We start from the raw sequence: 14629 nt of genomic DNA on the forward strand, positions 1-14629 counted from the left end.
CTTCTCTCCTGTTGATGACTTTTGCACCCCTGTCCGGGGACCAGTTCCCGCCTAGCGCAGTTCACCTTCGTCCGAAGCCACAAGCTGTGCCAGCTCTGGGGCAACACGATCCTGCAAGCTCGTGCTCTCAGAATACATCTCACCAGATCGGGCATGGAAATCTTCCAGCAACCTGTCAATGGATGGGTCCAGCACCTTGAGGAAGATTCCCGGAGCAAGTCCGATGTACAGCACAAAAACTGCCAGCGGAGCCAGATACAGCCACTCACGCATATTGAGATCCCAGAAATGCCCCTGCGGAACAGACGATGGCTGCCCCCACGCGAGCTTGAGGCCAAGGCGGAGCATGTACGCCGCAGCAATCAGGGCGCCGGGAATCGCAATAGCGCCAACCCAGTAGCTGGAGCTAAAGGCGCCAATGAGTACCAGCGTTTCGCCCACAAAGCTGTTCGTTCCGGGGAAACCAAAACTGGACAGCGTAAACAGCCCAAAGAAAAACATGTAAATCGGCAGGAACTTGCCCAGCCCAAGATTATCGGAAATTTCACGACTGTGACTGCGCTCATAAATCGCACCAACCAGCATAAAGAGTGCGCCCGTGGTAATGCCGTGGTTCAGCATCTGGAGCATCGCCCCTTCCACGCCCCTGCTGTTAAACAGGAAGATGCCAAGGGTTACAAAGCCCATATGCCCCACGGAGGAATACGCAATCAGCTTTTTCATGTCGTGCTGCCCAAGGGCGGCCAGCCCGCCATAAATGATACTTGCCAGAGAAATGGCAATCATCATTGGCGCAAAGTAATCGCTTGCCGCTGGCGTCAGGGGCAGACAGAACCGCAAGAATCCATAGGCACCCATTTTCAGCAGCACAGAAGCCAGATACACCGATCCCGCAGCAGGAGCTTCAACGTGCGCGGCCGGAAGCCATGTGTGGAACGGGAACATGGGGCACTTGATGGCAAAGGCAAGAGCCATTGCCAGAAACGCCCAGAACTGGAAATGGAACGAATACTGTGTCTTCATCAGGTCTGGAATAGAGAAGGTTCCGGCCTGATGATAAAAGGCAACAATTGCTACGAGCAGCAGGGTTGAACCTGCCATCGTGTAGAGAAAAAACTTGATGGATGCATAGCGCCGACGTGGCCCGCCCCAGACTGCAATCAGCAGGTACATGGGGATAAGCATCGCTTCCCAGAACACATAGAACAGGACAAAGTCCATTGCGACGAACACGCCAACACAGGCCCCAGTCAGCATAAGCAGACAGACGTGAAATTCCTTGGCCCGTTTCGAAATGTAGGTCCAGGAACACAGGGTACACAGAGGCAGAAGCGCAACAGTCAGCACAACCATAAACAGGCTAATGCCATCCACCGCGAGATAATACTGGAGATTCCAGCGCGCCACCCACGGCACCTGCTCCACAAACTGCATTTCCCCGGTTCCAAGCTGGAACCCCAGCAAAGGAAGTGCAAGGAACATTTCGACAAAGCCAGCACCAAGCGTCAGCCAGCGCACGGCCCTGTCGCAGCGCACCAGAAAGAGCACCAGGGCCATCGCCAATGGGAAGAAGATCAGAGACGTAAGAACCGGATAGCTCGTCATAGATTCCGCTCCGTTCTCCGGGCCTTATCCCCGGAACCAGATTACAGCGAAGATGCCAAGTCCAAGCAGCACAGCCAGCGCAAGATAGTCCTGAATGCGCCCTGTCTGCGCCTTTGCCAGCCCACGGCCAATACCGCGCACGCCATAGGCCGTACCATCCACCACCCCATCAATGGCCTTGACGTCAAACTTGCCAGCCAGCCACGCAAACGCCATGAGCAAACGCAGGCCAATCACCCGGTATGCCTTGGTCCACAGGCTATCCAGCACAGAAATCGGCCAGCAAATCAACAGCAGACCAAGCCGTCCAACCATGCGGTATACCCAGTCGAAATCAAGGTTCCGCGAGGGATGGGGGACAATAACCCGGCGCATGACGTAAAAGCCAAGCCCGGTAAAGCCAAGCAGCATAAAGGCCTGCACAAGATTCCATGCAGTGTATGGCGTAAAACCAATATCAAAGGACGCAAGTGACTGTGCGACCTGAGGCAGTCCATGCCCAGCCTCGGGCTGGTACGGCAGCAGCGCATACAGCATCTGCGGGAAAACACCCATCAGGAAACACAAAGCGCTTCCGCCAAACATGGCAAGATACATATTCAGGGGAATAGGCCGGATCTCCCTTGTCTTGTCTTCTGGCTTTCCACCCCAGAAGGCAAAGTATGGGAGCTTGATACCGACAGACAGGAAGGTACCAACCGCCGCGATTTCCATTCCCAGCGCCAGCAGCGGATGATGCGCTTCTGCGGCACCGGCAATGGTGATGTTCTTGGAAATAAATCCGTTGAAGAATGGCATGCCCGAGATGGACAGCCCCGCCACCACATAACAGAGCACAACCAGCGGCATCCTTGAAGCCAGCCCGCCAAGCTCGGACAGCTTCGCCGTACCAGTGGCATACAGTACAGTGCCCACGCTCATAAAAAGCAGTCCCTTATACAGGATATGCGCGTACGCATGTGCACAGGCTCCATTCATGGTCATAGCCGTACCAATACCAATACCCGCCACCATGTATCCGACCTGCGAAACAATATGGTAGGCCAAGATTCGCCGGGCATTGTTCTCGATGGTCGCATAAAAAACGCCATACAGCGCCATGATGACACCCGCATATGCAAGGATTTCCCAGGAGCAGAAGGCCCGCGCCAGCACATACACGGCTGTCTTGGTGGTGAATGCACTCATGAAGACTGCACCCGTCACGGTTGCTTCTGGATACGCGTCTGGCAGCCACGCATGCAGCGGAACCACGGCGGCGTTCACACAGAAGCCTGTCAGAATCAGCCAGTCATAATACTGGGCCGAAGCCGGATCGATAGGCGTAAAGGCAAAGGTGCCAATGTCACAGTAGCGCAGAAGCATTCCACCGAGCAGGAACAGCCCGCCCAGAGTGTGGAACAGGAAATATCGGAAGCCAGCCCGTGTTGAAACGTCTGAGTTATTCAGCCAGACAAGGAAGGTGGAGGCCACGGACATGACTTCCCAGAAAATAAACAGCGTAAAGTAATCGCCAGCAAACACGCAGCCAAAGGCTCCGCCCACATAGCAGGCTGCGGCGATATGCTGATATTTATCCTTGAGGTGAAACGCAAAGAGAAAGCCCAGCAGGGATTCCACCGCAAAGACGTGTGCAAAGATCACCGAGAGCTTGTCCACTCGCCCAAGGGTAAGCGGCTCATCGCCCCAGAGGTAAAAAACGTGTCCATATTCTCCGGGCTGCATCAGAAGCACACTGGCAATAGCCAGAACCGGAGCTGTCAGGAGTAACCATTTCCAGCCGCGCCGGGGCCAGATGACCAAAAGCGCAGCCATGCCGAAGAACCAGAGTGCCGGATGGAGAAAACTAGTCCCTGTCATAATAATCCTCGGGCTTCTTCAGGATGGGAAAAAGGATTTTCTTGAGCACCACAGTCATGAGCACCGCAAAACCAAAGCCAAACACGGCCCAGAATCCCGGATAGGCATCATAGCCAAAGTGCGGGTGGTGCGGCCGCAAAAAGAGGTTCAGCACCAGCAGCAGGCCCAGCACCACGAACAGCGCCTTTTTCCATGCGCCAGCCCGTGCCCTTTGCCACGACAGCCAGTTTCCCAGACGTTCACCGAGCATACTCAGTACCCTCCAAAAATCGCGATGAAGTTCATGAACAGCTCTGGATACAGGCCCAGCAGCACGCTGACCGCAGCAGTCAGACACAGCGGGAGGACCATTGAAATCGGGGCCTCATGAAGCGCGGCAAGGTCTGCCTCACTCTTGGGCTTGCCGAAAAATGCCTTAAAGCTAATTGGTGCGAAATACCCCGCATTCAGGAACGTAGAGAGCAGGAGCGCACACAGGATCACCATGCGGTTAATATCAATCGCACCCTTAATCATGTACCACTTGCTCACGAAGCCACAGACAGGTGGAACGCCAATCATGGACAGCGAGGCAATGGCAAATGCGCCAAAGGTCCACGGCATCTTGCGGCCGTACCCGTTCATTTCACTAATGTTTCTGGTCTGCGAGACCACGAAGATCGCACCAGCACCCATAAAGAGTGTGATCTTTGAGAAGGCGTGATGCGCGATGTGCGCCAGACCACCCTGCACAGCAAGCGGAGTGAGCATGCACACGCCAATCACGATGTACGAAAGCTGACTGACTGTGGAATAGGCCAGCCGAGCCTTGATGTCGTCCTTGGTCAGGGCAATGAGCGAAGCCGCGACAATGGTGAATGCCGCCACATACGCGGTGGGGATTCCCAAAAAGAGTTGATCCATCACCGAAACGCCAAAGCCCGACAGCACAATGCGGGACACCGAGAACACGCCAGCCTTAACAACGGCCACAGCGTGGAGCAGCGCCGAAACAGGCGTCGGAGCGACCATCGCCGAGGGCAGCCAGTTGTGCAAAGGCATAATAGCGGCTTTGGCAAGGCCCAGAATGTACAGCACATAGGTCACCGTCACGGCCGTAGGATGGGCCGCAACAACCTCAGGCGGGAACATGCCGTGCATCACGTCGCCCAAATGGAAATCAAGGGTTCCGCACAGCACGTAGGTCATAATCATGGCCGGAAGCAGAAAGAGCTTCGAGGTTCCCATGAGGTACACAAGGTATTTTCGCGCCCCGTTAAATCCTTCCCTGTCCTGATGATGGGCAACCAGCGGATACGTGAAAACAGTGATGATTTCATAGAACAGATAGAGCGTAAAAACATTGGCGCTCATGGCCACGCCCACTGCTCCAAAAATTGCAATGGCAAAACAAAAATAATAGCGGGTCTGCGCATGCTCATTCAGCGAGCGCATGTACCCAATGTTGTAGCTCGTGACCCAGAACCACAGGAAGGTCGCGACCAGCCCAAAGATCAGGGTCAGGCCGTCAACACACAGCTTGACCGAAATACCTTCGAGCAGGCGAAAGGTTGTCAGGGTCCAGATTTTCCCGGCCATAACCGCCGGAATAAAACTCAGCATGCTGCAAAACGCGACAGCAGCAGCGACAAAACTCACGCCCTCTCGCCAGTTCTGATCGTGGCGCATAAGCCAAATCAGAAACGGTGCAAAAAAGGTCGCAGCCAGTGGAATCAGCAGGCGATAGCTCTCTATGAACTCCGGCATGTGCCCTACCCCTTGAGATCCGAGATTTCCCGACTGGCGTCACTGCCAAAGCGCTTGACCACGACCAGAATGATCGCCAGCACAAGCGTCGCCTCGGCGGCGGCAAGCCCCATGACCAATAATGTTGCCAACTGCGACAGCGTCGCCGATGCTTCAGTCAGCTGGCCCGCAGCCGTAATGGACAGGCCCGCACCGTTGAGCATCAGTTCCACGCAGATCAGCATCCCGACAAGTGTTCGGCGGTACACAATGCCGAACAGCCCAATTCCCAAAAGTCCGAGTGCGACAAGCTGGTACAGTACGAGATTGCTCATCGTCCAACCCTCCTCTGCCAGGCCAGGAGCACAGCGCCAATCATTGCAACCAGAAGCACCACAGAAATCAGTTCAAAAGCCAAAACATAGTCTTGAATAAGCGCCTGTCCCAATGCCTTGATCGGAACAGCCTCCGGGGTGCTCAGGCTTGGGATCTGCACCTTGAGGCAGACCAGCGCCAGTATTCCAGCAGGCACGATGCCACCGAGCATGGCAAGCAGCCACTGCCCTGCTCCGCGATGCTCCCGCTCAGTCGAATCCGCAGGCGCACGGGTCAGCATGATGGCAAAGAAAATCAGAACAACAACTGCTCCAAGATAGATGAGCAGCTGCATGAGCGCGACCAGTGGCGCATTCATCACTAAATAAAGTCCGGCCACGCCAAAAAGCGTCAAAATCAGCCCCGTCATTGCCCGAACAATATTTTTCGCAATGACGGCTACCAGCGCCCCAAAGAACGCTATCAGCACGTAAAACACGAAAAACAGCTTGGCGAGTAGTTCTGTATCCATGAGATATCCGGCCTTCCTGAACTTATGCACTCACAGTGCGTTGCTCTCAGTCTTTCCGCTCTCCATCCTGCGCCTCAGCCTCTGGAATTCCGGCCTGCCTGCGTAAACGCTCCAGCAGGTCGAAATCAAATTCCTCTCTGGAAAAGCCCGCGAGATACGCCTCACTAGAAAAACGAATGGACTTGACCGGGCAAACTTCCACGCAGGTTCCGCAGAGGCTGCACAGGTTATAATTCACTCTCCACCGCGAGGGTGTCTTGGCGGGTTTTCCTGCCGGAGGCGTCTTTTTCTTTTTCACCTCGCCCAGCATTTCTGCTGGTGCATCCGTCTCTGGCGCAGGCTCAGGCTTTGGTTCTTTTTTCCGAACCACGGTGATGCAGCTGGACGGGCAACTCGTCACGCAAAGCATACAGCAAATGCAACGGGGGACGCCGGGGTCCTTGGGTTTGCCCACCAGTTCAATATGTCCATGATAACTGTCGATGTTATCCACGGTTTCGCGCGGATAATGCACTGTCAGCTGCGGACTGACATAATTCTTGCCCGTGACCTTGAGGCCAACAGCAAGGCTCCACAGCCCCTTGAGCGTCTGTCCAATCTGTTTCGCGGATGTGCATGCACTCATTGTCTTGCTTCCTTCCTTTCAAAAAACCGCCACTCAAAGGCTAAACCAGCTTCACCACAATCGCCGTCACCAAGAGATTCAGAATGGCCAAAGGAATGAGCCACTTCCACGCGATATTCAAAAGCTGGTCAAAACGCACACGCGGATAGGTCCAGCGGAACCACATCATGACAAAAATCAGGGCATAAACCTTGAGGACAAACCACCACGGGCCATCGAAAACTGGCCCTTTCCAGCCGCCAAGGAACAGCGCCGTTGCCACGCCTGCGACCACAATCATGTTGGCGTATTCCGCGAGGAAAAAGAGGCCAAACCCCATGCCTGAATATTCAGTATGGAAACCACCGGTCAGCTCCGACTCACCCTCTGGCAAGTCAAAAGGTGCACGGTTTGTCTCGGCCACAGCACAGATAAAATAGAGAACAAAGGCGACAGGCTGTGTCATGGCAGCCCACTGCCACGGCCAGCCACCCTGCACCTCGACCACCTCGCTCAGGTTCATGGTTCCGGTGACCAGCACCACAGCAACCAGCGCAAGCAGCATAGGAATTTCATAGGCCACAGCCTGTGCCAGTGCACGCGCGCCACCAAGCAGAGACCATTTGTTTTCTGAGGCCCAGCCCGCCAGACACAGCGACAGCACGCCCATACCTGCAAAGGCCAGAATCAAAAGAATGCCGAGATTACTTTCGTGTGCGACCCACGTTTCACCCCACGGAATCGGGAGCAGCGTGACAAAGACAGGCAAAAAGGCCAGCACCGGAGCCACCCAGTACAGAATCGGATCGGCTCCATCAGGCCGCACAAGCTGTTTGGCAATGAGCTTCCCCGCATCAGCCACGCTCTGGAGCAGACCATGCGGACCGACTTCAAAGGGACCAGGGCGACGCTGGAAATGCCCGGCGACCTTACGCTCCATCCACACGAGCAAAAGCGCACTCAGGCCAATAAAGGCAGCAAGGCCAACCAGACCGACCACAACGCGGAAAAGTTCCAAAGGAACGCCGAAAATCATTGAGCCAGTGTTCATCGGTCGATCTCCGGAATTACAAGGTCAAGGCTTCCCAGTATGGACACGGTGTCTGCAAGCAAAGTTCCCTGAGCAAGTTCCGGGAAGAGACTCAGATTGCTATACCCCGGGGCACGTAAACGAATCCGGTACGGAGTTTTGCTCCCGTCACTCATGACATAAATGCCGACCTTGCCGCGCCCGCCCTCTGTTGCAGCGTAGCACTCGCCCTTGGGCGGCTTGAACGTCGGCTTGGGGGCCTTCTTGGCAATGTGCTTGCCTTCGGCGCTGGGGAGCTGGTCCAAAGCCTGCTCAATAATGCGCATACTCTGTTCCAGTTCATCCATCCGCACCATGTACCGCGCCATGGCATCCCCTTCCTGATACACAGGAACATCAAAATCAAAACGGTCGTACACGGAATACGGTTCGTCCCGGCGACAGTCATAATCAATGCCGGAACCCCGGGAGACAGGTCCTGTCGCACCGTAACGCCGACACATGTCCTGATCGATGATGCCGATACCTTCGACACGGTTTCGGAAGATGACATTGTCTGTCACAAGATCTTTGTACATGGGCATCCGCTTGCGCTGATACGCAATGTAATCGCGGATGCTCTGCTCAAAGTTTGGGCCAACGTCAGCCCGCACCCCACCAAAACGGTGATAGCAATACGTCAGCCGGGACCCTGTCGGTTCCTGCAAAATATCCTGAATGATTTCCCTGTCAGCAAATGCGTAGAGAATGGGGGTAAATGCCCCAAGGTCGAGAAGATATGCGCCCCACCAGAGCAGGTGAGACTGGATGCGGTTCAGCTCTGTGCTGATAACCCGCAAATATTCGGCACGTTCCGGGACTTCGATCCCAGCAAGGCGCTCAACAGCCAGCACATAGGTGTGGCCCCATGCCATGGCATGCAGATAGTCAATGCGTCCGGTGTTTGGGAGGAACTGCCACCATGTTTTGGTCTCTCCCATTTTTTCGTGCATTCGGTGGATGTAGCCCAAGACTGGCTCTGCCCGCCGTACATACTCCCCATCAAGCTCACAAATGATGCGCAAGACACCATGCGTGGAAGGATGCTGAGGCCCCATGTTGATAATCATGGTATTTTCTGCCGCACCCTTTTCAAAACGCCGGGTGTACGCATCACCCTGAATCCGTTCTTCCCATTTGAGCATAAGGCGTATCCTTTTCAGCTATGGCCCGGCTGACCCCGCCAGCCTTCCTGTTCGCTCACCTCTTTTGCGCTCACTCAGCTGGAGCAGCATCCTCCGCATCACTCTTTTCTGCCTTTTGCGCCGCTTCTGCCGCTTCTGCCTTTTGCGCCGCCACCTGTTCGCTCATGGCCTGAGCAAGCGGGTGGTCAGACTTGCAGTGCACCACATCAGAAATGCACATGATGTCGAGCAGTCCAGACAATTTCTTCTCTGGCTTGAGCAAAGGCTTTTCCGTCATTTCCTGCGGCAAAAGCAGTCGGAGTGGATTCGGGTTGTCGGTGAACTCTACAGGATAAAAATCCATACACTCGCGCTCGTGCCACTCGGCACCCTGATAAATGTCTGCAATGCTGGGGATCGTGGCGGCATCCTCCGCCAGAATGACCTGATACGTCAGTCGGTGATGCAGCTCATAGTGCCCAAAGTGATAAAGCACTCCAAAGCCTTCTTTTATGTGCGTACAGGTCACATCTTCCAAAAAGTACCCTTCACGATAGGCCCGCCGGACCGCAGCCCGAAGCTGAGCCTTTTCCAAAAGCACCCGCCAGCTTTGCCCTGTTTTTTCTGGATCACACAAGGCATTGCAGACGCTCGAAATCTCACCAAGCCATTCAAGCATTTTCGCCTCCCGGAGCCTGAGCTTCCGGCCACCAGCGACGGCCTGTTATCTTTTCCTGAAGTTTAAACAGCCCTTCAAGCAACCCCTCTGGACGCGGTGGACAGCCAGGAACATACACATCCACAGGCACAAGCTGATCCACACCCTCAACAACACCATACTGCCCCTTAAACTTGAACGGCCCACCACTGATTGCGCAGTTTCCCATTGCAATCACGTACTTTGGCGATGGCATCTGTTCATACAGACGGACCAGAGTCGGCGCCATTTTGACGGAAACAGTCCCGGCCACAATCATGACGTCAGCCTGACGCGGTGATGGCCGAAAGACTTCGGCCCCAAAACGGGACACATCAAAGCGGGCCATGCCGCTGGCCATCATTTCGATAGCGCAGCAGGCAATGCCAAAGGTCATGGGCCACAGCGACATGGCGCGGCACACATCCAGAATTTTATTGGACAGTTGAAGATTGACCAAAGGGTCGTCAATCTGTGACGCAGCAGGCGTCAAAAGTGGATTTTTCGCGGCCATTCGAACACCCCTTTCTTCCAGAAATAGACACATCCAAGGGCCAGCACCACTATGAAAATAATCAGCTTAATAAGCGGCCACCAGCCTGCACTATCGGGAAAGTACGTCGCTACCGGGAAAAGATAGAGCACATCTACGTCGAACGCTAAAAACAGCAGGGCATAGATGGCATAATTGATACTAAAACGGATGGAATGAGGGGAACCATGAGGAACGGCACCGCACTCGTAGGGAAGTCCCATTGCGCCGCCACGGGATTTGGGCGCCAGCAGGACGCCACCAAGCAAAGGGCCTGCGGCAAAAAGGAAACCAAAGATCAAAGCAAGGAGAATAGCGACATTGAGCCATGAAAACACCATAGACGCACTCCTCGGGGCGGTTATTGCCGCAGAGCTTCAAAAAGCATGCGACACAAAACAACAGTCAGACACACTCCCCAGCCTTATTTCTAAATAACCTTAATATGGAAAAGCATATATTACATCAGACTGTCAAGACACCTCCTCTGAAATACACGAGCATCTTTTCAAAAAGCACTTTACATTACTTTTCCTCTTCACTTAGAATATCATTTTTTCTTTCATGAAGGCGCTAGTGCATTCTTTCACACACTCTGCGCATTTTTTATGTTTTGCTTCGGCAGCATAAGGAAATCATCGTTCTGCTCCCCACCCGCCCAAAACACCCGCATTCACGTGAAAAAAAGAGCTTTTGCAGTAATAATTATTTAGAAAAAAATATTTTTTTCTTCATGAATCCCGTTTTGCAAAAGGAAGTCCTTGCAACTGCGGTCAAGAGCCTATAGTCAAATTCCCGAACCTTTTTCGCCGTTAACCCCGCTCAAGATCATGAACGAAAAAACATCACGCATTTCATTTAAAGACAAAGTCACGGAGCTTCTCCCCGAAGGTGGACACCTCAACATGTGTCTGACCTGCGGCCTGTGCTCCGCTGGATGCCCGGCATCCGGACTGGAAGGCATGGACCCTCGCAAGTTCCTCCGTATGGCTGCGCTCGGTCTGGATGAAGAAATCACCAGCACTCCGTGGGTCTGGATGTGCACCATGTGCGAACGCTGCATGAAGATTTGCCCCATGCAGATCAACATCCCGCAGCTCGTGTATCAGGCCCGGACCTGCTGGCCCAAAGAAGAGCGCCCCCGAGGCATTGTCCGCTCCTGCGAGACAGCCCTCACCACCCCAACACTTTCCGCAATGGGCATTTCCCCAGAAGATTTTCGCTTTGTTGTGGAAGACGTTTTGGAAGAAGTGCAGGAAACCCAGCCCGGACAGGAAAAACTCAAGGCTCCCATCAACAAGCAGGGTGCCCACTTTTACCTGAACCAGAACTCCCGCGAACCCGTCAACGAACCTGACGAGATGGTACCGCTCTGGAAAATTCTGGATATTGTTGGCGCTGACTGGACCTACTCAGACACAGCCTGGGCTGGCGAAACATACTGCATGTTCGCTGCTAACGATGAATCCTGGGAACAGGTCGTCCGGACCAAGGCTGAACGCGTCAACGAGCTTGGCTGCAAGGTCTGGCTGAGCACGGAATGTGGTCACGAATTTTATGCCATGCGTTCTGGACTGAAAAAGTTCAACGTTGAGCACAACTTTGAATTCACCAGCATCATCCAGTGGTACGCCAAATGGATTCGCGAAGGAAAGCTTCCGGTCAATTCAGACTGGAACCGCGACGCCAAGGTGAAATTCACCGTGCAGGACCCCTGCCAGATGGTTCGCAAAACCCTTGGCGATCCACTCGCAGACGACCTGCGCTTTGTGGTCAAGTCCATTGTCGGTGAGGAAAACCTCATTGAGATGTGGCCAAACCGCACCAACAACTACTGCTGCGGTGGCGGCGGTGGTTCCCTCCAGTCTGGCTTCAACGCTGAACGCCGCGCATACGGCAAAAAGAAGTTTGACCAGATCATGGCAACGGGTGCGCCATACTGCATCACCCCCTGCCACAACTGCCACTCCCAGATCGAAGACCTGTCCGAATATTACAAGGGCGGCTTCCGAACTGTTCACCTGTGGACCCTTATCTGTCTCTCGCTTGGTATCCTTGGAGAAAACGAGCGGACTTACATTGGTCCCGATCTCGCCGCTCTCGCCTAACGGCACAGCAGCATTTCACGACAAAATAGCCCTGCCATTCGTGGCGGGGCTTTTTTTATGCGCAGAAAAGCCCCGTCCGGCTTCAATTTCGAACAAAATTTGGGTTCACCTTGCCCTTGCCCCCCTGAAACAGATAAAAGGTAATATCACACGGTTTATATGGACCAGACTCCATCCAGAGTGTTTCTGGCTGGATTTCACTACGACACGTTTGAGGGAGAAAGGCACAATGGCCCCAAAAAAGGTCTACAGCATTTGTGGGATGTGTAGCGTACGCTGCCCCATTCAGGTTGAGGTCGAAAATGATGACGTCGTGTTTATTCAGGGAAATCCACACGACTCTGGCATGGCTGGTGGACTGTGTCCCCGTGGCGCTGCCGGAGTCGCGCTTTTGCGTGACCCTGAACGCCCGCAGTACCCGCTTATTCGCGTCGGGAAACGCGGTGAAGGAAAATGGCGGCGGGCAACCTATGACGAGGCGCTGGACTACGTTGCAGAAAAACTCAGCGCCATCAAAAAACAGCATGGCGCAAAATCCATTCTCTGGTCCGACAGAGGTGGACCCTTTGCAGACCTGCACAAGGCATTCATGCGGGGAATCGGTTCCCCGAACTACTGCAATCATGATGCGTCCTGTGCCCGAAACGTCATGCACGCTGCCAAATCCGTTATGGGATATGGTCGAAAAGGCGTTGCCTATGACCTGCGCAACTCCAAACACATCGTGCTTCAGACCAGAAACATCTTTGAAGCCATCAACGTCAAAGAGGTCAACGGCGCTCTCGACAGCCTCAAAAACGGCGGCAAGCTTACAGTCATCGACATTCGCGCCAATGTCTCTTCCACCAAGGCCAACAATTTTTTCATGATTCGGCCGGGCACGGACTATGCTTTTAACCTCGCGGTCATCAACTGTCTTTTGAGCAACAACTGGTACAATAAAAAGTTCGCCAGTGAATATATCCATGACCTTGATGTGCTTGCAGATTTCGTTGCCCCATACACACCAGAATGGGCCGAGGGAGAAACAGGTATTCCCGCAGCCAAGCTTGTGGCCTTTGCCAAGGAACTCAAAGCGGCCGCCCCGGCTGTGCTTTGGCACCCCGGCTGGATGGTCTCCCGCTACACCAATTCATTCTATGTGTGCCGCAGCATCTACATCATTAACGCCCTGCTCGGCTCCATTGGCGCCAAGGGTGGCCTGCCGCTTATCAACAAGCCCAAGGACTTTGGCCGAAAGGGTCTCAAAGCATTCTCTGACCTCTTCCCCAAGCCTGAGGACAAGCGCGTTGACGGTGCAGGCTGGAAGCTCAAACACATTGATGGTGGTCCCGGACTTATCAACAAGTCCATTGAAGCAATTGAAACGGGCGACCCGTACCCTATCAAAGCCTACATTGCGCATCGCCATGACCCGCTTCACGCCCTGCCCGATCCTGAGCGCCAGCGCGAAATTCTCGACAAGCTTGATCTGCTCGTCAGCACCACCTTTAGCTGGTCCGACACGGCATGGTTTGCCGATGTCGTTTTGCCGCTCTCAACGTACCTTGAGCGAGAGTCTCCGCTCGCGACAAAGAATGGACTCAAACCGTATTTCTTCCGGCGGGCACGGGCCGTTACGCCTCGCTATGAAACCCGCTCGGAATGGGAAATTCTGGGCGGCATTGCCAAGCGAATGGGCTTCCCGGAACTGTCGTTTGAAACTGCCGAAGACATGTGGAACTACCAGCTCACAGACACAGGCATGAGCATTGAGGACTTTGACGCCACAGGCGAAGTGCCGGTCACAGACACGGCCAAGTACAGAAGCTTTGAAAAACTGAGCTTCCCGACGCCATCAGGCAAAATCGAAATGCACTGCCAGAAACTCGAAGACATGGGCTTTGAGTCACTGCCTGCGTACACACCGCCCTCCGAGGTTCCCGAAGGAGCCTTCCGTTTGACCTTTGGCCGCTGTGCGCTCCACACTCAGGGGCATACGCTCAACAATCCCATGCTCAACGAGCAGATGCCCATTAACCCCGTGTGGATCAACAGCAGCAAAGCTCGCGAAATGGGGATTGCAGACGGAGACGAAGTGTATCTGGTTAACGGTGAGTACCGTTCCAAGACCATTGCGTATGTCACGGAATTCATACACCCCGAGGCAGTATTCGTCGTACATGGCTTTGGGCACAGGCTCCCGCCAGAGAGCAGAAGCTCGCAGGGCATTGCCGATCAGGAACTCATGATTGGCGGACTTGACAAGATAGATCACGCGGGTGGCGGTGTGGCTTTGCAGGAACACTTCATTCGCATTGAAAAAAGTTCCGCATCATAAAAGAATATCCTCACAAAAAAAGGGCAGCCGGTTCTCGACTGCCCTTTTTCTTTGCAGAGAAGTGCATGCCAGCTTTTTGGGCAAGACAAAGACATTTGTTCAAAAAAAAGCGTACTTGCATTCACCGCATACATGCTT

General features: G+C 54.1%; 14 protein-coding genes. 2 read left to right on the forward strand and 12 right to left on the reverse strand.

Going from position 1 to position 14629, the window contains the following annotated elements; genetic code table 11:
- Positions 1 to 51: 51 nt before the first annotated feature.
- From B5D23_RS05480 to B5D23_RS05535, 12 genes are all read right to left on the reverse strand, one after another.
- Positions 52 to 1605: a complex I subunit 4 family protein gene (locus B5D23_RS05480; protein ID WP_078684412.1), complete on the reverse strand. Its 1554-nt coding sequence runs from the start codon at positions 1603 to 1605 to the stop codon at positions 52 to 54.
- Positions 1606 to 1629: 24 nt separating this feature from the next.
- Positions 1630 to 3465, reverse strand: coding sequence for a Na(+)/H(+) antiporter subunit D (locus B5D23_RS05485; RefSeq protein WP_078684413.1), 1836 nt, complete (start codon positions 3463 to 3465; stop codon positions 1630 to 1632).
- Positions 3452 to 3715: a hypothetical protein gene (locus B5D23_RS05490; RefSeq protein WP_078684414.1), complete on the reverse strand. Its 264-nt coding sequence runs from the start codon at positions 3713 to 3715 to the stop codon at positions 3452 to 3454. Before B5D23_RS05490 ends, B5D23_RS05485 begins: the two co-directional genes overlap by 14 nt.
- A 2-nt stretch (positions 3716 to 3717) precedes the next feature.
- Positions 3718 to 5211: a monovalent cation/H+ antiporter subunit D family protein gene (locus B5D23_RS05495; protein WP_078684415.1), complete on the reverse strand. Its 1494-nt coding sequence runs from the start codon at positions 5209 to 5211 to the stop codon at positions 3718 to 3720.
- Positions 5212 to 5216: 5 nt separating this feature from the next.
- Positions 5217 to 5525 (reverse strand): NADH-quinone oxidoreductase subunit NuoK, encoded by a 309-nt coding sequence (locus B5D23_RS05500; RefSeq protein WP_078684416.1) that lies wholly within the window; start codon positions 5523 to 5525, stop codon positions 5217 to 5219.
- Positions 5522 to 6037, reverse strand: a complete 516-nt coding sequence (locus tag B5D23_RS05505) for an NADH-quinone oxidoreductase subunit J family protein (RefSeq protein ID WP_078684417.1) — start codon at positions 6035 to 6037, stop codon at positions 5522 to 5524. Before B5D23_RS05505 ends, B5D23_RS05500 begins: the two co-directional genes overlap by 4 nt.
- 46 nt (positions 6038 to 6083) lie before the next feature.
- Complete coding sequence (locus B5D23_RS05510; RefSeq protein ID WP_078684418.1) at positions 6084 to 6662, reverse strand: 4Fe-4S dicluster domain-containing protein; 579 nt, start codon at positions 6660 to 6662, stop codon at positions 6084 to 6086.
- A 40-nt stretch (positions 6663 to 6702) separates the two neighbouring features.
- On the reverse strand, positions 6703 to 7692 hold the full coding sequence (nuoH, locus tag B5D23_RS05515; RefSeq protein ID WP_078684419.1) for an NADH-quinone oxidoreductase subunit NuoH: 990 nt from the start codon (positions 7690 to 7692) through the stop codon (positions 6703 to 6705).
- Positions 7689 to 8855 carry an NADH-quinone oxidoreductase subunit D gene (locus tag B5D23_RS05520; protein WP_078684420.1) on the reverse strand — a complete coding sequence of 389 codons (1167 nt, stop codon included), beginning with the start codon at positions 8853 to 8855 and terminating at the stop codon, positions 7689 to 7691. The genes nuoH and B5D23_RS05520 overlap by 4 nt, the downstream gene beginning before the upstream one ends.
- Positions 8856 to 8925: 70 nt before the next feature.
- Positions 8926 to 9513: an NADH-quinone oxidoreductase subunit C gene (locus tag B5D23_RS05525; RefSeq protein ID WP_078684421.1), complete on the reverse strand. Its 588-nt coding sequence runs from the start codon at positions 9511 to 9513 to the stop codon at positions 8926 to 8928.
- Positions 9506 to 10045, reverse strand: coding sequence for an NADH-quinone oxidoreductase subunit B (locus B5D23_RS05530; protein ID WP_078684422.1), 540 nt, complete (start codon positions 10043 to 10045; stop codon positions 9506 to 9508). Before B5D23_RS05530 ends, B5D23_RS05525 begins: the two co-directional genes overlap by 8 nt.
- Positions 10021 to 10404 (reverse strand): NADH-quinone oxidoreductase subunit A, encoded by a 384-nt coding sequence (locus B5D23_RS05535; RefSeq protein WP_078684423.1) that lies wholly within the window; start codon positions 10402 to 10404, stop codon positions 10021 to 10023. The genes B5D23_RS05530 and B5D23_RS05535 overlap by 25 nt, the downstream gene beginning before the upstream one ends.
- Before the next feature lie 489 nt (positions 10405 to 10893).
- Between B5D23_RS05535 and B5D23_RS05540 the strand changes: the two genes are divergently transcribed.
- Together B5D23_RS05540 and B5D23_RS05545 are read left to right on the forward strand one after the other, a co-directional pair.
- Complete coding sequence (locus tag B5D23_RS05540; RefSeq protein ID WP_078684424.1) at positions 10894 to 12171, forward strand: (Fe-S)-binding protein; 1278 nt, start codon at positions 10894 to 10896, stop codon at positions 12169 to 12171.
- Positions 12172 to 12400: 229 nt separating this feature from the next.
- Positions 12401 to 14491, forward strand: coding sequence for a molybdopterin-dependent oxidoreductase (locus B5D23_RS05545; protein WP_078684425.1), 2091 nt, complete (start codon positions 12401 to 12403; stop codon positions 14489 to 14491).
- The last annotated feature ends 138 nt before the right edge of the window (positions 14492 to 14629 follow it).

It is taken from the genome of Desulfobaculum bizertense DSM 18034 (assembly GCF_900167065.1).
In the GTDB taxonomy this organism is placed as follows: Bacteria; Desulfobacterota; Desulfovibrionia; order Desulfovibrionales; family Desulfovibrionaceae; genus Desulfobaculum; species Desulfobaculum bizertense.

Excerpts from the sequence above, each read along its gene's own strand:
- B5D23_RS05480 (WP_078684412.1), bottom strand. The coding sequence starts at position 1,605 with ATGACGAGCTATCCGGTTCTTACGTCTCTGATCTTCTTCCCATTGGCG.
- B5D23_RS05485 (WP_078684413.1), bottom strand. The coding sequence starts at position 3,465 with ATGACAGGGACTAGTTTTCTCCATCCGGCACTCTGGTTCTTCGGCATG.
- B5D23_RS05490 (WP_078684414.1), bottom strand. The coding sequence starts at position 3,715 with ATGCTCGGTGAACGTCTGGGAAACTGGCTGTCGTGGCAAAGGGCACGG.
- B5D23_RS05495 (WP_078684415.1), bottom strand. The coding sequence starts at position 5,211 with ATGCCGGAGTTCATAGAGAGCTATCGCCTGCTGATTCCACTGGCTGCG.
- B5D23_RS05500 (WP_078684416.1), bottom strand. The coding sequence starts at position 5,525 with ATGAGCAATCTCGTACTGTACCAGCTTGTCGCACTCGGACTTTTGGGA.
- B5D23_RS05505 (WP_078684417.1), bottom strand. The coding sequence starts at position 6,037 with ATGGATACAGAACTACTCGCCAAGCTGTTTTTCGTGTTTTACGTGCTG.
- B5D23_RS05510 (WP_078684418.1), bottom strand. The coding sequence starts at position 6,662 with ATGAGTGCATGCACATCCGCGAAACAGATTGGACAGACGCTCAAGGGG.
- nuoH (WP_078684419.1), bottom strand. The coding sequence starts at position 7,692 with ATGAACACTGGCTCAATGATTTTCGGCGTTCCTTTGGAACTTTTCCGC.
- B5D23_RS05520 (WP_078684420.1), bottom strand. The coding sequence starts at position 8,855 with ATGCTCAAATGGGAAGAACGGATTCAGGGTGATGCGTACACCCGGCGT.
- B5D23_RS05525 (WP_078684421.1), bottom strand. The coding sequence starts at position 9,513 with ATGCTTGAATGGCTTGGTGAGATTTCGAGCGTCTGCAATGCCTTGTGT.
- B5D23_RS05530 (WP_078684422.1), bottom strand. The coding sequence starts at position 10,045 with ATGGCCGCGAAAAATCCACTTTTGACGCCTGCTGCGTCACAGATTGAC.
- B5D23_RS05535 (WP_078684423.1), bottom strand. The coding sequence starts at position 10,404 with ATGGTGTTTTCATGGCTCAATGTCGCTATTCTCCTTGCTTTGATCTTT.
- B5D23_RS05540 (WP_078684424.1), top strand. The coding sequence starts at position 10,894 with ATGAACGAAAAAACATCACGCATTTCATTTAAAGACAAAGTCACGGAG.
- B5D23_RS05545 (WP_078684425.1), top strand. The coding sequence starts at position 12,401 with ATGGCCCCAAAAAAGGTCTACAGCATTTGTGGGATGTGTAGCGTACGC.